The following is a 17,688-nucleotide window of genomic DNA, read 5'->3' as shown; positions in this document are numbered from 1 at the left end:
AGAGCCTCCCGGGGAGCAGGGCGAGAATGAGGACATGAGCGAGACGATCACCCGTGACGCGTTCGTGCCCCAGGCCGGCGGCGTCACCATGTTCACCACGAGCTGGTGCGGCTACTGCGCCCGGCTGAAGAACCAGATGACCAAGGCCGGTGTGCCCTTCCGCGAGGTCGACATCGAGCAGACGCCGGGCACCGCCGAGCTGGTCGCCGAGGTCAACGGCGGCAACCAGACCGTGCCGACCCTGGTGTTCCCGGACGGCAGCACCGCGACGAACCCGTCCCTGGCGGAGGTCCAGTCGCGCGTCTGACGCGCGCGGCGCGGCCCGGCGCGAGCTGGCCCAGCACAACGAGAACCCGCTCGAACCACGGACGTCCGTGGTTCGAGCGGGTTCCTGTTGTGCGGTGCCGAACGGCGCCGGGGCTGGGCAGCGAGCGCCGCACCGAGCGCTAGCGGCTGAGCGCGTCCATGAGCAGCGCGGCCATGGCGTCGAGCTGGATGTCGCCGGAGTCGACGACCTCCTCGTCGGAGCCGTCGAGCGCCCGGGCCGCGAGTCCGGCCTTGCTGTCGATGAGCTCGGCGATCTTCGTGTCGATCGTCTGCGCGGCGATGATGCGCCACGCGGTGACCGGCTCCTCCTGCCCGATGCGGTGTACGCGGTCGATCGCCTGCGTCTGCTCGGCACTCGTCCAGGACAGCTCGGCGAGGACGACGTTGGACGCCACCTGCAGGTTGAGCCCGACACCCGCCGCGGTGAGCGAGCAGACGATGACGGCCACGTCCGGGTCGTTCACGAACGAGTCGATCTCGGCCGTGCGCTGCGCCGGCGTCTGGTCGCCGCGGATCGTCGCCGTGCGCAGGTGCCGACGGGCGAAGACCTCTTCGGCCTGGTCCATCACGTCGAGGTGCTTCGCGAAGAACACCACCTTGCCGACGTTCGAGGCGAGCTGCGCCGCGTAGTCCGCCGCGAGCTGCGCCTTGGCCCGGCCGATGCGCCGCACCATGGAGAACACGTTCTCGCCGGTGGACGAGGCGTCCTGGTCCTCGAGCTCCCAGCGGGCGACCTGGCGGACGAGCTTCTCGTCGATGCCGACCACCGGGTCCTGGCCAGTGCGGGCGGCGAGCGCCTGGTGGTACCGCTTGACGAGCTTCGCGGTGAGCTCGCGCTCGGCGTCGCGGATGGAGCGGCCCTCGTCGCCGTCGAGCTCGACGGGGATGTCGGCGATCCGGCGGGCGGGGATGTCCGCCGCGACGTCGACCTTGCGCCGTCGGACGATGCCGAGGTCGATCACGGCCTTCCGCGCTTCGGTGAAGAAGCCCTGGTCGGCCGGGGTGAGCCCGATCTCCTCGAGCTCGTTCATGAGCTGCGCGCGGGGCTTCTTGTCGTCGATCCAGCCGAGGAACTCCCAGATGGTGCGGAAGTCCTCGACGGAGTTGATGAGCGGGGTACCGGTCAGGGCCATGAGCAGCGGGTTCGCCGTCCGCTCCCGGATCTTCTCGGCGAGCTGCAGCACGTACTTCGAGCGCTGCGACTCCTTGTTCTTGATGAAGTGCGCCTCGTCGACGACCATGCCCTTGAAGCCGAACGTGCCGAGCCAGCCGACGTGCCGGTCGAGGATCTCGTAGTTGACGATGAGGATGTCGGCGAAGCCGTCGAGGTCCTGCCCGTCACCGTGGATGACGGTCGCGCGGTGGTTCGGCACCCAGCGCTCGGCCTCGCGCGCCCAGTTCGTCTTGACGACGTTCGGGACGACGACGAGCAGCGGGAAGGCCTTGGCCGCGTCCGCCGCGAGGAGCGACTGCGCGGTCTTGCCGAGACCCGGTTCGTCAGCGAGCAGGAAGGTGCGGTGTCCCTGCGCGGCGGAGGTGACGAGCTCGGCCTGGTGCTTCATCAGCGTCACACCGGAGGGGGTGCGCAGCGACGCGGGCTCGGGCAGCGGCATGGACGCTGCTCCCCCGCCGGCGCCGTACTCGAACGACTTGAACAGCGGACCGAAGAGCTCCCAGTTCGCCAGCCGGCGGGGATGGGCGACGGGCTGGTCGGCGAGCGCGAAGTCCGGCGGCAGGAACGGGTTGGCGAGCTGGCGCTGCACGACCGCCTGCGGCACGACGGCACGCTCGGGGGTCTCCACCGCCGCGGTGGGTTCGGCCGCGATGACGAGGTCCTCGGGCTGGAGCTCCATGCCGGCGGCGATCATCATGTCGCGCTTCACGGTGCGGGTGGCCTCGGAGACCGCGGCCTCCTCGGTCAGGAGCTGGATGACGCTGGTGTCCCGGGCGGCGGTCTTCGCCAGGATCGTCGCGACGCCGTCCAGGCGCTTGAGCTGCTCGGCACGCTGTGCGTCGGTGAGCGTCGTGTCCGCCTTCACGCGGGCACGCTCCTCACGCATGAGCAGCGCCACTGCCTGGAACTTCGTGCGGTTCGTGGCCTTGAGGGCTCCGCGCTGCGCGGCGGCCTCGACCTCGCGGACGGCACGGGCGAGGACGGGGATGAGGCCGTCGTTGTCGAGCGGCCGGGTCCGGCGCGACGCCGTCCGCGTGCCACCGGCAGCGCGGCGGGTACCTGATCGAGCCAAGGCTCCTCCTGTTCCGCCCTCGTCGGGGCGAGCCACCCGGTACGGGCGGAAGTCGTGTCGGTGCGTCCGTCGCACCCGGGTCCTCCCCGGGCCGCCGTGGCCCGGAGCGCACCGGATCGTCCGGCTGACCGCATCGCACGGCCCAGGGTGAGGACCGGTGGTCGATGGAACGGCCTGCGCGGGAGGTCAGGCGCCGTCGCACGCACGCGTCGTCCCGGAACTGTGCCCCCGGAGAGCTCCGCCCTCCGGAGGGCCACGCCTCGATGAGAGGCCCACCCCAGGAGGTCCGAACCCGGACGACGCGGATCCGGCACCCGCACCGGTCAGGCGACCGGTCGTCGCGGCAGGAATCGACGCGACATGCGAGCACGCGGTGCGTGCGCGGTCAGTTTACTCCCCAGCCGACGTCGGAGGCGACTCCCCGCCCTCCGCGCGTGGCGGGCCTCCCGGCCGGTCGCCGTCGATGCGCGGCGGCGCTGCCTCCCGGACCGCAGCCGGAGCCGTCCTCGTCGGGACCGCTGGTCAGACGCGCGGCGCGGACCGCGGACGGCCGGAACCGGACGGGAGGCTCGGGGCCGGCTCCGCCAGGGCGGCCCGCGTCGCGGCGAGCAGCTGCTCCGCCGTCGCGATGCCGTTCGCCGACCCGGTGGTGGCCTGGCCGCCGGCGTGGGCGAGGAGTTGCGCGCCGATGGCGGGTCCGATGCGCTCGGCCTCCTGCGGGTTGCGGGCGACCCAGTCGCGGGCGACGGCGTCGGCGAGACGCTCGGCGGCGGCCCCACGCTCGGCGTCCTCGCGCGACCGGTGCCAGAGCCCGGTGACGACGAGGTGCGCGACCACGGCGCCGATGTCCCGCACCGGGTGTCCCCAGCCGGCGGTGTCGATGTCGAGCAGGCCGGAGATGCGCCAGGGCTCGTCCTCGTCGACGAACACCTGCTCGAGGTGCAGGTCCCCGTGCACGACCTGCTTCTGGCCCGCGGCCCACCCGATGGAGCGGCGGCCGATGGCGTCGTACAGCCGGTCGATCTCCTCGGCGTCGCCGGGGAGCGCGGTCGTCAGCGTCCGACGGTGCCAGTCGGCGTGGTCCATCGCGTCGGCCCGGGCCTGCTGCGTCATCGGCACCGTGGCGATACGCCCGGTGAGCGCGGCGAGGGACGCCACGAACCGCGGGTCGTCGGCGATGTCGGTGATCCGGCTGCCGGCGGGCACGCCGCGGACGAGTTCGAGGACGAGCAGTCCGTCGCCGCGGCTCGCCAGCACCCGCGGCACGGGGAGGCCGGCGGCGGCGAACTGCTCGTGGGTCCGGACGATCGGGGCGACCCGGTGCGGACGGACGATCTTGATGAACAGGGTCCGTTCCGGGGCGTCCACGCGGACGACGGCGCGCTTCCCCGGTCGGTACGCGGCGACCGTCAGCGTCGGGTTCGTCACCGGCAGCCCGAGCGTGGTGAGGAGCTCCGCAACGGCGTCGCGGTACGTCACCTGCGGCAGGACCGGGAGGCCCGGGTCGTTCGGGTAGGCCCACACCGACACCGGGTCGCCGGTCGTCGGGTCGGTGACGATGGCGCTGTTCTGGTCGTGGGTGCCACCGGTGTCGACGTAGGTCAGGACGGTGGCGCGCTGGCCGGCCCGGTCGACGGTGTCCACCTCGTAGCCGTACAGGTAGCCGTTGCCGGACGGCTCGACCGAGTGAGCGCGCGCGGCGACGACCGTCGTCCCGGACCCCGCGAAGGCCTCGGGGATGACTCGCTCATGGTTCGGCCACACGTCCACAGTCAACCGTGTCACCGGGGATCCGTCGCGTTCGTGCCCGGCTCGGCGTGCGGCTCGTGGCTACCGTGGGAGCGTGAACCCGGTCGCGCCCCTCCGCAGCTCGAGTCGCACACCCTTCCTGCAGGTCGTGAAGACCGCGGTGGCGGTGGTCGCGGCGGTGCTCCTGTGCGAACTGCTCATCCGCGGGCCCTTCCCGACCTTCGCCGCGATCGCCGCCCTGCTCGTCGTCCAGCCGAGCATCAACCAGTCGTTCGTCAAGGGCCTCGAGCGGAGCGCGGGCGTGCTGCTCGGCGTGGTGCTCGCCACCGGGGTGCACCTGCTCCTCGGCGACGCCGTCGCGGTCGTCCTGCTCGTCGTCGTCCTCGCGATCCTGCTCGCCTGGGCACTGCGGCTCACACCGACCTCCGCGACGCAGGTCGGCATCAGCGGCATGCTCGTGCTCACCGCGGGTGTCGTCACGCCGAACTACTCGGCCGACCGGATCCTCGAGACCGTGGTCGGCGCGGTCGTCGCCCTCGCGGTGAACGCCGTCATCGTCCCGCCGGTGCTCATCGAACCCGCGCACCTGGCGGTCGCGCGGCTCGCCCGGGACACGGCCGCCGCCTTCGAGCGGATCGCCGTCGGACTGACCGAGGGGTGGGACGCCGGACGGTGGGACGAGGCACTCCGCCAGGCCCGCGCACTCCGCCAGCAGCACGGCAGGACCGAGGCGGCGCTGACGTCGGCGCGCGACTCCCTCACGATGAACCCGCGTGGCGGCCGGCACCGCACGATCCTCGAGCGGGACGTCGCGGTCGCCGAACACCTCCGGGTCCTCGTCACGCGCGTGACCGGCATGACCCGTGCCGTCCGGGACAACACCGCCCCCGACCTGCGGGCCGACCCGATGGTCGGTCGGATCGCCACCGAGGTCGCCCGGATCGGCGCCGACGTCCGACGCCTCGGTGCACAGGTGGAGTCAGCGCGGCTGACGCCGGGTGAACTCGACGACGGCCCGGAGGACGCCAGGCTCGAGCACGCCCTGACGGCCCCGCTCGCGGTGGTCCGGCCGAACTCCCGGCACTGGGTGCTCATCGGGGCACTGCTCGAGGACGTCCGACGCGTGCGCGAGGAACTCCTCGGCGAGGACGACTGACGCCGACCCCCGGTTCAGCAGACCCGCTCGCCCGCTGCCCGTGCGGCCTCGGTGGCGGTGGACAGCACCTCGCGCCAGACGTCGGCTGCGGGCCACGTCGGGTCCGAGGTGCCCATCTCCACGTCGGCGAAACGGCCGATCTCGGCGACCACCGCCTCCGGTCCGACCGCCCGTGCTGCGCGACCGGCGCTGTCCGGCACGGCCGTGCGCAGGTCGGCGACCACGCGGTCGCGGTGTGGTCCGTCGAGCGCTCCGAGGCCGACGACGCCCTTCCAGGCGGAGTCGAGCTCGGCGCGCAGGCGGACGATCTCCGGAAGGTCCGGGTCGTGCATGCTTCCCCCAAGTACAGGACGGTCTGTCGGGTGCAGCGTCCGAGGCGGAGCATAGCAACGAAGGGGGTACCGTCAGTACCCGTCAGTCTCGGGTGTCCACTGACCGCAGCCCGCACCGGTCGGCTGTGTCGCTGCTCAGGCGTCGTGACGACGGAACCGCCCACGCGGTCCGCGTTCGGTGCCACGATGGTCGCAGGAGGTCCAGATGCGCTTGTTGGTGGTCGAGGACGACGACGAGATGCGCGCGCTCATGGAGCGCGGGCTCGCCGCCGAGGGGTACCGCGTCACCGCGGTCGAGAACGGTGTGGAGGCACTCATCGCCCTGGGCGAGCAGCCCTACGACATCGCCGTGGTCGACGTGATGATGCCCGGCATGTCCGGCTTCGAGTTGGCGCGGCGCGTCCGCGAGCGCGAGGACCCGGTCCGGATCCTGCTCGTGACCGCGCGGGACGCCGTCGACGACCGTGTGTTCGGGCTCGACGCGGGCGCGGACGACTACCTCACCAAGCCCTTCGCCTTCGCCGAACTCACCGCACGTCTGCGGGCCCTGGGGCGTCGCGAGCCGACCGGCGCCCCGCGCACCATCGAGGTCGGGGACGTCTCCATCGACTCGGAGGCCCGTCGCGTGTCCGTCAAGGGGCAGCGGGTCGCGATGAGCCCCACCGAGTTCGCCCTGCTGCGCCTCCTCGCGCGCTCGGTCGGCACCGTCGTCGACCGGCCGAAGATCCTCGAGGAGGTCTGGGACGGCTCGCAGCACGTCGACCCGAACGTCGTCGAGCAGTACATCTCCTACCTGCGGAAGAAGCTCGTCGCGCAGGAGGCCACCGTGGCCATCAGCACCGTGCGCGGCCGGGGCTACCGGCTCGACCTCGTCACGGCCTGACGACCGCGTGGTGCGGTCGGACGGCGGCGTGACCGCGGGGCGGGTGGCCGGGCGCCGACCGTCCCGACTGCGGTCGCTGTCGTTGCGCGCCCGGATCACGATCGGGTCGACCGTCATCGCCGCCGTCGTCATCGCCCTGCTCGTGCTCGTGATGCGCCTGCAGGTGGTCAACGTCGTCGCGAGCGCCACCGAGACCCTGCTCGACGCCGACACGGACCCGTACGTCGCGACGCTCGAGGTCGACAGCGACCCGAACCTCTCACCACCCGGCAACGCCCAGTTCGTCGCCGTTGTCTCCCCCACCGGTGAGATCACCCTGTCCTCGATGCCGCGCCGCCTCGAGCAGTCGCTCGGCAGTCTGCGGACGACGCCGGCCGGCACCTCGGTCGTCGAGCTCGGCGGGTCCCAGTACCGCGTGGTCGTCGAACACCCGGTGAACCAGGCCGGTCGCTGGACCGTCGTCGCTGCCCGCAACTCGCAGGCCGAGGCGATCGTCGTCGACGAACTCACCACGACGCTGTCCTTCACCGGTCTGGCGATCCTCCTGGCCTTCGGCGTCGCGTCGTGGGTGCTGGCCACCACCGCACTCCGTCCGGTCAACCGGATGCGTCGCGAAGCCGAGCGGCTGTCCGTCGCCCCCGAACGTGCCGAGTTGCCGGTCGGCCCGGCGCAGGACGAACTCGCCTCGCTCGCGACGACCCTCAACGCCTTCCTGGCGCGGACGCGACAGGCCACCGAACGCGAACGACAAATGGTCTCGGACGCGAGCCACGAGCTCCGCACACCGCTGGCGATCCTCACCACGCAGCTCGACCTCGCCGCGCTCGACCGGGATGACGCCCGCGCACTCGCCGCGCACATCGAGCGGGCGAAGAACAGCGTCGCCCGGCTCTCCCGACTGGCCAACGACCTGCTCACGCTCTCGCGGATCGAGGAGTCGGAGCGCCGCGCGGCCGACGGTGCCCCGCAGTCCGCCACGACCTGGTCGGACCTCGGTGACGAGGTGATGGCCGCCGTCGACCGGGTGCGGCTCATCGCGAGCGCGAAGGACGTCACCGTCGACTTCGAACTCGAACCGCCGACCGTGGCCGACGGTTCCGACGGTTCCGACGAGCCGCGGTACCGGCTCGACACCGGGGGCATGGCACAGCTCGTCACGAACACCGCCGGCAACGCCGTCGCGGCGCTCCCCCGCGGAGGCACCGTGCTCGTCAGCTGGCGGGCCGCCTCCGGCGAGGGGGTGCTGCAGGTCACGGACGACGGCCCCGGCGTCCCGGAGTCGTTCGTGCCGGTCGCGTTCGACCGCTTCACCCGACCCGACGAGGCCCGCACCTCCCGCCGCGACCCGGACCCGACCACCGGCGGGGTCCCGATGCCGGGCGGGTCCGGCCTCGGGCTCGCGATCGTTCGGGCGGTGGCGGAACGGGCGGGCGGCACGGCGGCCCTCCGCAACCTGCCGACGGGTGGGCTCGAGGTGACCGTTCGGGTGCCCGAGGTGCGGGACGCTCCGGCGGTGCGCGCAGCGCACTGACCCGGACGGAAGCGGCGGTCGGTGCGCGTCACAGGCTCCCGGTGTGTCGTCACCAGCGGTGCGTCCCGGGGACGGGAGCGGCGGTCACTGGAAGTCCCGCGACCGTGTCCGGACGGCGAGCGGGAGGTGCTCGATGCGGTCCGCGACGAGGTTGACCACCCCGTCCGGTGACCGCTCGAGGATCCCCCGCACGATGACCGCAGGGGACTCCCGTGCCACCCGGCGGTACCGGGCCCACACCCCGACGCTGCAGATGACGTTCACCAGGCCTGACTCGTCCTCGACGTTGAGGAACGTGATCCCCGACGCCGTCGCCGGGCGCTGCCGGTGCGTCACGATCCCGCCGACCTCCACGCGCCGGCCGGTCTCCGCCGTCCTGGTGTCCTCGACGCTGAGCACCCCGCGCGCCGACAACCGCTCGCGGAGGTGCCCGACGGGGTGGTCGTCCGTGGACATCCCCGTCGACCACATGTCCGCGATGAGGACGTCCCCGCTCGTCATCTGCCCGAACAGCGGCGGCTGCACGACGACCTGGGTGTCCGGCAGCTGGTCGGGGCGCTCCGCCGCCGCCTGCGCCGCCGACCACATGCCACCACGACGATCGACCCCGAGCGACTCGAACGCGTCCGCGGCGGCGAGCGCCTCGAGCTGCGCGGTGGTGAGGCCGACCCGACGTGCGAGGTCGGACATGTCCGTGAACGGTCCGTTCGCCCGCCGCTCGGCGACGATCCGCTCGGCGCTCCGGCGGCCGAGCGACGCGACCTCGGCGAGGCCGAGCCGCACGGCGGAGGCACCGTCACGACGGTGTGCGGCGGTGTCGTCGGGGGCGTCCCGGTCGAACGGCAGCACCGGCGGCTGCTCGGTGGCCAGGCAGGCGTCGTCCCCGACCGCGTCCGTCAGACCCTCGATCGGTTCGAGCGTCGCGTCGACCTCGGACCGCAGGATGTCCGGCCGGAGCACGCGGACCCCGTGCCGGCGGGCGTCGGCGACGAGGGTCTGCGGCGAGTAGAACCCCATCGGCTGTGCACGGAGCAGCGCCGCCAGGAACGCCCCCGGGTAGTGCAGCCGCATCCACGCGCTCGCGTAGACGATGAGCGCGAAGCTGATCGAGTGGCTCTCCGCGAAGCCGAAGTTCGCGAACGCCTGGATCTTGGCGTAGATGGCGTCGGCGTCCTCGCCGTGGATGTCGTTCTCCGCCATGCCCCGGTAGAGCTTGTCCCGGAGCCGGTCGATCTTCTCGAGGCCGCGCTTCGACCCCATCGCCCGACGGAGCAGGTCGGCGTCGTCCCCGGAGCAGTTGCCGACCGCGATGGCCATCTGCATGAGCTGCTCCTGGAACAGCGGGACCCCGAGCGTCCGTTCCAGCACCGGTTCGAGCGCGGGGTGGATGTAGGTCACCGGTTCCTCACCCGTGCGCCGGCGGATGTACGGGTGCACCGCCCCGCCCTGGATCGGCCCGGGACGCACGAGGGCGACCTCGATCACGAGGTCGTAGAACCGACGCGGCAGCAACCGGGGCAGCGTGCCCATCTGCGCACGGGACTCCACCTGGAACACGCCGATCGTGTCCGCGCGACAGAGCTGGTCGTAGACGCCCTGCTCCTCCTTCGGGATGGAGTGCATGTCCCACCGCTCCCCGCAGTGGTCGGCGGCCAGGTCGAACGAGTACTGCAGCGCGGCGAGCATGCCGAGTCCGAGCATGTCGAACTTCACGAGCCCCATGTACGCGCAGTCGTCCTTGTCCCACTGCAGCACGGTCCGACCGTCCATCCGGGCGTGCTCGATCGGCACGACCTCGCCCACCGGCCGGTCGGTCAGGACCATCCCGCCGGAGTGGATGCCGAGGTGCCGCGGGAACCCGAGGACCTGCTGGGCCAGGTCGACCACCGGCTCCGGGATGTCGTGGTCCTGGCTCTCGGTGACCGAACCCCACCGTTCGACCTGCTTCGACCAGGCGTCCTGCTGTCCGGGGCTGTGTCCGAGTGCCTTCGCCATGTCCCGCACCGCGCCCTTCGGCCGGTAGGTGATGACGTTCGCGACCTGCGCGGCGTTGAACCGGCCGTACTTGTCGTAGACGTACTGGATGACCTCTTCGCGCCGGTCGGAGTCGAAGTCCACGTCGATGTCCGGTTCCTCGTCGCGCATGGCCGACAGGAACCGCTCGAACGGCAGGCCGTACCGGATCGAGTCGACGGCGGTGATCTCGAGCAGGTAGCAGACCGCCGAGTTCGCGGCCGAACCCCGCCCCTGGCAGAGGATCCCCCGCTCGCGGGCGAACTGCACCATGTCGCGCACGATGAGGAAGTACCCGGGGAAGCCCTTGTCCTCGATGACCGACAGCTCGCGTTCGATGCGCTCCCGCTTGTGCGCGTCGACGCCGTCCGCGTCCCCGGGGTAGAACCGACGGGCCCCACGCCAGGTGAGCTCGCGCAGCCAGGTCATCGCCGTGTGGCCGTCCGGCACGTCGAGGTCGGGCAGCCCGGGCTTCGCGGTCTTCAGCTGGAAGCCGAGTTCGTCGGCGAGCACCACGCTCCGTTCGACGGCACCCGGCCACCGGGCGAACCGCCTGGCCATCTCGGCGCCGGACCGGAGGTGCGCGGTGTCGGCGGCGGGCAGCCACCCGTCGATCTCGTCCAGGCTGCGCCGGGCGCGGACGGCGGCCAGGGCGGTCGCCACCGGGAACCGGTCCGGGGTGGCGTAGTGCACGTTCCCGGTCGCCACGACGGGCAGCGCGTGCCGGGCGGCGAGCGCGGCGAGGACGTCGTTCCGGGCGCTGTCGAGCGGGTCCCCGTGGTCGGAGAGCTCCACGACGACGGAGCCCGTCCCGAACCGGTCGAGCAGCGCCCGCAGCGCCTGGTCGGCAGCGCTCTCGCCGCCGCGTTCGAGGGCCTGGCGGACGGTGCCCTTCCGACAGCCGGTGAGCACCCGCCACCGTCCGCCCGACCGCTCGGCGAGGTCGTCGAGGTCGTACCGGGGACGCCCCTTCTCGGAGCCCGCGGCGAGGTGCGCGGCCGTCACCGCGCCGGCCAGCCGGTGGTACCCGTCCTGCCCGTCGGCGAGGAGCAGCAGGTGCGAGCCCTCCGGGTCGGGCACGCCGTTCTGCGGTCCGGTCAGTCCGAGGGACAGCTCGGCGCCGTAGACGGTGGTGACGCTCGGGTACGTCTCGGCGACCTCGGCCATCCGCGCGGCACCGTAGAAGCCGTCGTGGTCGGTGATCGCCAGTCCGTGCAGGCCGAGTCGCGCGGCCTCCTCGAGCAGGTGCTCGGGCGGGCTCGCCCCGTCCAGGAAGCTGAAGGTCGAGTGCGCGTGGAGTTCCGCGTACGGCACGGCGGGCGGCGCGTCCGGCGAGGCGACGTCCGCCGGACGGTACGGCGCACGCTTCCGCGACCAGGCCGGGCTGTCGCCGCCGTCACCCTCGGGGGTCGTCCCCGGGCTCCGCTTGTCGGAGAGGGCGCGCTCGAACTGCGACCACGGGATCGGCGGGTTGTTGTACCCCATCAGTGTCCGTCCTTCACGTCGCGATCGCCTCTGCCCACCAGCGGTGGTCGGCGAGGACCAGGTACCACGCCCGCCCCTCGGCGTCGACGAGCTGCAGGCGGTGCAGTCGTCGTCCGCCCGACTCCCACCACCGCACGACGAGCGGCCACGGCCCCGCCCACGCCGTGACGGGTGCGAACCGTCCGCCACGGTCGCCGTCCGACCGGAAGCGTCCGGGTTCGCCGGTCAGGGTGCCCCGGTCGTCGACGTCCACCGGACCGCCGTCCGCCGTGACGACGTCCACCGGGCGCGGCCGCTCGAGGACCGTCGCCGGCGGCGGCCCGGGCAGCTTGCCCGGCCACGGGCGGTCCCGGACCACCGCGAGTGCGCGCTCGCCCCCGGCGGGTGCGTCCCCCCACGGCACGAGCACGATGCGTTCCGCCAGCGTGCGGCCGCCACCGATCCGGGGCGTGACGACACCGTCGTGCCCGACCATGCCCTGTACGCGGGCCAGGCCGTGGTGCACCCGCTCGTCGGGTCCGGAGCCCCAGAGTCCGCGCTCGTGGTTCGCGAGGTCGTCCACCGCGACGGGTTCGAGCACGACCGAGGTGACCGGCGCCTCGAGCCCGGTCGGGTCGACCCCGCCGGCGAGCTGCCACCGCACCCGGTCCACCACGTCGGCCGCGTCGAACCACCGCGGGTGCGCCCACACCCGTTCGAGCAGGACGTCCCGCTCGTCGACGATGCCGACCCGGATCGTCGTCGCCACGAGACCGGCTGCACGGAGCTTCGCGGCGAAGTCGTCGGCGGAGCGGCGGAACGCGAAGGCGATCTGGTCGGCGCGGTCGAGGGGCGGTTCGAAGGACGCCTGGACCTCGAGGTCGGGCGGCACCTCGCGCGCGGAGACCTCCCGCGGGTCGCGCCCACCGGCGAGGCGGTGCAGGAACGCCCCGGGGACGCCGAACCGGTCGCGCACCTGTTCGTCGGTGAGCGCGGCGAAGTCCCCGAGCGTCGCGATCCCGAGTCGGCCGAGGACCATCGCGAGGTCCGGGTCGCCGAGCACGCCGAGCGGCAGCGGGGCGAGGAACTCCGCCGACCCGCCGACCGGCACCATCCGGACGCGCTCCCCGGGCCGCCGCGGTCGTGCCCGTGCGGCCTGCTCGGCGGCGAACGGGGTGTCGGCCACCCCGGCCCGGACACCCGGTGCGCCGTGGTCGGCCGCGATGCCCGCCAGGACGGTCGCCGCGGCCCGTTCTCCACCGTGGTAGCGCGCCGGACCGCGGGCCCGCAGCGCGATCGTCCCGGGGCGCAGGACCTCCACCCCGGGTGCTGCTTCCTCGATGGCGCGGATGACCGGCTCGAACGCACGGTGGTCGAGCGCGTCGTCGTACGGCTGGGTGACGAGGTCGGTGCAGCGTGCCTGCGCTTCCCGCACCCGCAGCCCTCGGACCACCCCGACCTGCCGGGCCGAGGCGGAGCTCGCGAAGACCAGGCCCTTGGCGATGAGGGCGAACGGTTGTTCCGGAGGCGCGCCGGCTGCCCGGGCGGCCGCGATGACGGGCCAGTCCGGGCACCAGAGGACGATCGTGCGGGTCGGCGGGGGTTCCGGCAGCCCCGCTCCCCGGCTGAGTGCGTCCGCACGGACGGCTCCCGCACCGGGCATCCCGACACCGGGCATCCCGACGCCGGACAGTGCAGCGCCTGCTCCCCCGCCCTTCGGCGCGCCCACCAGCGCTCGGCGCCCGCGGGGGCTCACGACGCCACCGCGACGGGACGCAGGACCCGCTCGTCGACCGGCACCGCGGCGACCGCGGTCGTCGGGACGGCCGCGCGGACCGAGCCGTCCGCAGCGGGCAGCAGCAGTTCGGCGCTCGTCGGTCGGACCGCACCGGCGCGCCCCGACGCGGTGACGGTCACCCGTCGCTCGGTGAGGTACCCGTGACCGTGGCCGATCCCGCTCCACCGGGACTCGGTGACGCGCAGGGTGACGTCCGCCCCGGGCCAGGACCCGAGCGCGACGAGTGCGGCCCCGCGCTGCCGGAGACGCGCGGAGAGCCGGGCGACGTCACCGGGCACCACGCGGCCGAGGGGACGGGTGAGGACGATCTGCGCGACGTCGGCGAGGGCCGCGGTCACCGCGAGCCACTGGTCGCCCGGGTCCGGCACCAGCACGAGTCGTTCCAGGTCGATCCCCGCCGCGGCCGCCGCCTCCACACCGAACGAGGGCACGCCGACCACTGCGCACCACGCGCCGGCCGCCGATGCCGCCTGCAGCATCGTCTGGGCGAGCAGCACCGACTCCGGCACGGCGTAGGTGCCACCCGCGCGGATCGCACCGCCCGGCAGCAGCGGGGCGAGGGCGTCCGCGGTGGGCAGCCCGTCGGTGTCCACCCGGGTGGACTCCATGTCGGCCACCCGCGACCGCAGCGAGGTGATCCGGTCGAGTGCCGCCCGCGCTGCTCCGACGTGGTCGGCCCCGCGAGCCCCGTCCGCGCCCCCGCGAGCAGCACCGTTCCGCCCGACGTGCTCGCGGTCCCCGCGTCCGCGGTCGCTGCGCTCGTCGGACGACCGGAGTGCCGTCGCCGTTTGCATGCCCTCATGTTCGAACATGTGTTCGATGATGTCAACCGGCACCGACATCCGGTGGCAGCGGCTCGAACACCTGTTCGAGGGCTACCAGTGCGCCGCCGCACCCACCCCGCGGAGCACCGACACCGTCTTCGCCTCGACCTCGTCGGCCTCGTCCTCCGGCGAGGACGACCACGTCACCGCGCCGCCCGCCCCGAGCGTCCTGCGCCGCACGGACCCGTCCGGGTGGAGGACCGTCACCAGTGTCCGGATGGCCACCGACAGATCGACCGCACCGCTGGCCGAGAAGTACCCGATCGCCCCGGCGTACACCCCGCGCGGGGCACCCTCCAGCCGGTCCGCGATCGCCGTCGCACTGCGCTTCGGCGCTCCCGTCATCGACCCCGGCGGGAAGGCCGCCCGCACGACCGCGGCCCGGGAGGCTCCGGGTGCCAGGACACCGGCGATCGTCGACACCATCTGGTGGACGCTCGCGTACGTCTCGACGTCGCAGAGCCGTTCGACGCGCACCGACCCCGGGCGCGCCGTCCGCTGCAGGTCGTTCCGCAGCAGGTCCACGATCATCACGTTCTCGGCCCGGTCCTTGGCGCTGGTCGTCAGGTCGGCGCGCACCACGGCGTCCTCGACCGGGTCGACGTGACGCGGTCTGGTGCCCTTGATCGGCTCGGCCAGCACACCGCCGTCGGCGTCGATGCGCAGGAACCGCTCCGGGGACCGGCTGGCGATCCGCAGGTCACCGGTCCGCAGGTACGCGCCGAACGGCACCGGATCGCTCCGGCGGATCCGCAGGTACTCCGCCAGGTGGCGGTCGCCGGCGGCCCCGGGGCGGTCCAGGGCGTCCGGTGCGTCTGCTACATCCGGTGCGTCCGGGACGGCGAACGCCGTCGTCAGGCACACCTGGAACGCGTTGCCCTCGCGGATCTCGTCACGGCACGTGTCCACCGCACGCTCGTAGGCCGCGCGGTCGACGCGACCACACGCCTCCAGGAGGGACCGGTCGGGCTCCCGACCACCGTCCGGGAGGCCCGTGGCCCGGTCCGCCAGGTCGTCGTGCGGCTCCGGAGCGGCCGGCTCCCGGTCGTCCGGGTCCGCGCCGCACAGCCCGGCCGACCAGGCGCGGTTCGCCGCGGACGCGTCCGGCTCGTCGTCGTCCACGAGGGTCAGCGCCCAGGCGGCTCCGTCCCCCCGCACGAGGACCGCACGGTCCACGAACCGGAGGTCGGCGTCCGCGTGTCCGTCCGCGGTCCGGTCGGGCCCGTCGACCTCACGCCCGAGCTCGTACCCGAGGAAGCCGACCCACCCGAGCGCGAACGCACAGCCGTCCGCCGGTGCGTCCAGCGTCGGTGTGCGCTGCAGGAGGTCGTCGAGGACGGCGAACGCGGCTCGGTCCTCGGCCCGGGACGACCCGAACCACGACCCGGCGGCAGGCGACACGTCGAGCCGGGCGACACGGTCCTGGTGACGGAACCGCGCGGCGAACGGTCCATCCGTGAGGGCGAGCACCGACCACGCGGCACGGAGCCCCGCCGACGGTGGGGCCCCCTCCGGCAGTGCGGAGTCGAACCAGACCAGGTCGGTCGTGGTCCTCCGGGCGAGCACGGCGAGGTCGACCGGGCCGTCGAGCCTGCGGGTCTCGAGCCGCGGGCCGGCGCCTCCCTCGACGGACGGGGTGGGAACCGCCTCGGCCGTCAGACCGCGGAGATCGTCCATGCGGCGGCGTGGGCGGCGCCCGGCTCGAGCACGACGAGGCCGGCGTCCACGTCGGCGGCGAAGGCGTCGGCGTTGAAGGCGTTCGGCGCGCAGGTCATCGGCTCGACGGCCAGCCCGGCACGGTGGTACCCGGGGACCACGTGGTCGGCGGTGTGCACCTGCGCCCACCCGCACTCAGGGCCGAAGGCGACCCGGACGCCGTGTCCGTCCGCTGCCGTGACGGTGATCGCCGCGATGCCGTCGGTGTCGCGGTCGAAGCCGGTGAAGGCGTGGTCGATGAACCGCGGTCCGATGTGCGTCGGCGTCTGGAGGTCGAACTCGTCGTGCACCGGGACCAGGTCGGTCGGGATGAGCCGGTCCTCGGTGACCTCGAGGACCTCGGCGGCCGGGAGCGTGAGCGTCCAGTCGTCGACCGTGCCCGCGCCGGCGAGGAGGTACGGGTGCGGGCCGGTCCCCCACGGTGCCCGGTCGTCGCCGGTGTTCGTGCCGGTGACGGTGGTGTGCAGGCCGTCGGCGTCGAGGCGGTACTCCACGCGGACCTCGACCCGGTACGGGTACCCCTCCTGCGGCTGCACGGTCGTGGCGAGCACCACACGGTCGACGTCGTGTTCCAGCACGGCGAACTCCGTCCAGGCGACCAGTCCGTGCAGGGCGTGGGAGCGCTTCGGCTCGGTCAGGGCGAGTTCGTGCTCGGTCCCGCCGAAGGTGTACCGGCCGTCCACCACTCGGTTCGGCCACGGGGCGAGGACCGCCCCACGGAAGACCGGTCGTACCTCGTCCGCGTCGAAGGTGGTGACGAGGTCGCGGCCGTCGTGGCGGAGTGCCCGCAGGGTCGCGCCGACGCTCGCGATGTCGGCGGTGTAGCCGGAGGATGCGATCGACGTCTGGGACCCGGACCGGGGGGCTGCGCTGCTCATGCGGTCAGCGTATCGGCCGCGGGGACCCGGGCGGGCGACGGGGCAGGAACGGGAGAAGCCCCGTTGCTCGGGGAGCAACGGGGCTTCGGTGGTGGATCTGAGGGGACTCGAACCCCTGACCCCCTGCATGCCATGCAGGTGCGCTACCAGCTGCGCCACAGACCCGTCGGCCGCAAGCGGCCTGTCGGTGTCCCTCCGGTTCCCCGGAGGCACCAGTACAGCGTACACCACGCGGAGACGGGGGAACGAAATCGCCGTCGCCTCCCGGGCGCGTCGCCGCTACGCGGACTGTTCGGCCGCCTGCGTCTGGTCGACCGGGAGGTCGAGCGGGATGACCGGGCAGTCCGACCAGAGTCGCTCGAGGGAGTAGTACTGGCGCTCTTCCTCGTGGAAGACGTGCACGACGATGTCCCCGAAGTCGATCAGCGCCCATCGGCCTTCACTGCGGCCTTCACGACGCAGCGGCTTCGAACCGGCCTCGAGCATGCGGTCCTCGATCTCGTCGGCGATGGCGAGCACGTTGCGCTCGTTGCGGCCGGTGGCGAGCAGGAACACGTCGGTGAGCTGGAGCGGTCGGGTGACGTCGAGGGCGACGAGGTCCTCGGCCTGCTTGGAGTCGGCCGCTTGGGCGGCGATCTGCACGAGTTCGAGTGCGCGAGCGGAGGCGGTCACGGATTCCTTCCGGTGGTCATCCCGACGGAGGCGTCGCGATGTTCATGATGGGTGTCGATCATAGGTCAGACCGCCGACGACGGCCATGCCGACGAGGAC

Annotated in this window: 13 protein-coding genes and 1 tRNA gene; 4 read left to right on the top strand and 10 right to left on the bottom strand. The window is 73.3% G+C overall.

What is annotated here, in order from left to right:
* Positions 1-34 precede the first annotated feature (34 nt).
* Positions 35-307 (top strand): mycoredoxin, encoded by a 273-nt coding sequence (locus DEJ32_RS06690; protein WP_110824018.1) that lies wholly within the window; start codon positions 35-37, stop codon positions 305-307.
* A 139-nt stretch (positions 308-446) separates the two neighbouring features.
* On the opposite strand, the gene DEJ32_RS06685 is transcribed toward DEJ32_RS06690, so the two are convergent.
* On the bottom strand, positions 447-2,573 hold the full coding sequence (locus DEJ32_RS06685; RefSeq protein ID WP_110900715.1) for a DEAD/DEAH box helicase: 2,127 nt from the start codon (positions 2,571-2,573) through the stop codon (positions 447-449).
* Between the two features lie 522 nt (positions 2,574-3,095).
* Entirely contained in the window at positions 3,096-4,337 is a 1,242-nt protein-coding gene (locus tag DEJ32_RS06680; protein ID WP_181420602.1) for an aminoglycoside phosphotransferase family protein, read from the bottom strand.
* Positions 4,338-4,416: 79 nt separating this feature from the next.
* Between DEJ32_RS06680 and DEJ32_RS06675 the strand changes: the two genes are divergently transcribed.
* A complete protein-coding gene (locus DEJ32_RS06675) occupies positions 4,417-5,478 on the top strand; it encodes an aromatic acid exporter family protein (RefSeq protein WP_258365722.1) in 1,062 nt (353 codons plus the stop codon).
* A gap of 14 nt (positions 5,479-5,492) precedes the next feature.
* On the opposite strand, the gene DEJ32_RS06670 is transcribed toward DEJ32_RS06675, so the two are convergent.
* Positions 5,493-5,810 (bottom strand): hypothetical protein, encoded by a 318-nt coding sequence (locus tag DEJ32_RS06670; RefSeq protein WP_110823846.1) that lies wholly within the window; start codon positions 5,808-5,810, stop codon positions 5,493-5,495.
* Positions 5,811-6,015: 205 nt separating this feature from the next.
* Between DEJ32_RS06670 and DEJ32_RS06665 the strand changes: the two genes are divergently transcribed.
* Both DEJ32_RS06665 and DEJ32_RS06660 read left to right on the top strand, forming a co-directional pair.
* Positions 6,016-6,693 (top strand): response regulator transcription factor, encoded by a 678-nt coding sequence (locus tag DEJ32_RS06665; RefSeq protein ID WP_110823845.1) that lies wholly within the window; start codon positions 6,016-6,018, stop codon positions 6,691-6,693.
* Between the two features lie 28 nt (positions 6,694-6,721).
* Positions 6,722-8,224, top strand: a complete 1,503-nt coding sequence (locus DEJ32_RS06660; RefSeq protein ID WP_110900763.1) for a cell wall metabolism sensor histidine kinase WalK — start codon at positions 6,722-6,724, stop codon at positions 8,222-8,224.
* 84 nt (positions 8,225-8,308) lie between these two features.
* On the opposite strand, the gene DEJ32_RS06655 is transcribed toward DEJ32_RS06660, so the two are convergent.
* The 7 genes from DEJ32_RS06655 to rsfS all read right to left on the bottom strand — a co-directional run bounded on the left by DEJ32_RS06655 (position 8,309) and on the right by rsfS (position 17,589).
* Entirely contained in the window at positions 8,309-11,722 is a 3,414-nt protein-coding gene (locus DEJ32_RS06655; protein ID WP_110900713.1) for an error-prone DNA polymerase, read from the bottom strand.
* Between the two features lie 13 nt (positions 11,723-11,735).
* Positions 11,736-13,364, bottom strand: coding sequence for a DNA polymerase Y family protein (locus tag DEJ32_RS06650; RefSeq protein ID WP_110900762.1), 1,629 nt, complete (start codon positions 13,362-13,364; stop codon positions 11,736-11,738).
* A gap of 89 nt (positions 13,365-13,453) precedes the next feature.
* Positions 13,454-14,311, bottom strand: a complete 858-nt coding sequence (locus tag DEJ32_RS06645; protein WP_181419394.1) for a hypothetical protein — start codon at positions 14,309-14,311, stop codon at positions 13,454-13,456.
* Positions 14,312-14,374: 63 nt separating this feature from the next.
* Positions 14,375-16,000 carry an anthranilate synthase component I family protein gene (locus DEJ32_RS06640; RefSeq protein WP_110900712.1) on the bottom strand — a complete coding sequence of 542 codons (1,626 nt, stop codon included), beginning with the start codon at positions 15,998-16,000 and terminating at the stop codon, positions 14,375-14,377.
* Positions 15,979-16,917, bottom strand: a complete 939-nt coding sequence (locus DEJ32_RS06635; protein ID WP_181420601.1) for an aldose 1-epimerase family protein — start codon at positions 16,915-16,917, stop codon at positions 15,979-15,981. Before DEJ32_RS06635 ends, DEJ32_RS06640 begins: the two co-directional genes overlap by 22 nt.
* An 89-nt stretch (positions 16,918-17,006) precedes the next feature.
* Positions 17,007-17,082 (bottom strand) — tRNA-Ala (locus DEJ32_RS06630).
* A gap of 114 nt (positions 17,083-17,196) precedes the next feature.
* Positions 17,197-17,589, bottom strand: coding sequence for a ribosome silencing factor (gene rsfS, locus DEJ32_RS06625; protein WP_110823841.1), 393 nt, complete (start codon positions 17,587-17,589; stop codon positions 17,197-17,199).
* Positions 17,590-17,688: the final 99 nt, after the last annotated feature.

This window comes from Curtobacterium sp. MCPF17_046, assembly GCF_003224295.1.
Classification (GTDB): domain Bacteria; phylum Actinomycetota; class Actinomycetes; order Actinomycetales; family Microbacteriaceae; genus Curtobacterium.
Note: the sequence above shows the minus strand (reverse complement) of the source record. Positions and strands in the feature narration are given on the sequence as shown.

Bases quoted from the DNA above. Each gene is read 5' to 3' on its own strand.
- DEJ32_RS06690 (WP_110824018.1), top strand. From the start codon at position 35: ATGAGCGAGACGATCACCCGTGACGCGTTCGTGCCCCAGGCCGGCGGC.
- DEJ32_RS06670 (WP_110823846.1), bottom strand. From the start codon at position 5,810: ATGCACGACCCGGACCTTCCGGAGATCGTCCGCCTGCGCGCCGAGCTC.
- DEJ32_RS06665 (WP_110823845.1), top strand. From the start codon at position 6,016: ATGCGCTTGTTGGTGGTCGAGGACGACGACGAGATGCGCGCGCTCATG.
- DEJ32_RS06655 (WP_110900713.1), bottom strand. From the start codon at position 11,722: ATGGGGTACAACAACCCGCCGATCCCGTGGTCGCAGTTCGAGCGCGCC.
- DEJ32_RS06650 (WP_110900762.1), bottom strand. From the start codon at position 13,364: ATGCCCGGTGCGGGAGCCGTCCGTGCGGACGCACTCAGCCGGGGAGCG.
- DEJ32_RS06645 (WP_181419394.1), bottom strand. From the start codon at position 14,311: ATGTTCGAACATGAGGGCATGCAAACGGCGACGGCACTCCGGTCGTCC.
- DEJ32_RS06640 (WP_110900712.1), bottom strand. From the start codon at position 16,000: ATGGACGATCTCCGCGGTCTGACGGCCGAGGCGGTTCCCACCCCGTCC.
- DEJ32_RS06635 (WP_181420601.1), bottom strand. From the start codon at position 16,917: ATGAGCAGCGCAGCCCCCCGGTCCGGGTCCCAGACGTCGATCGCATCC.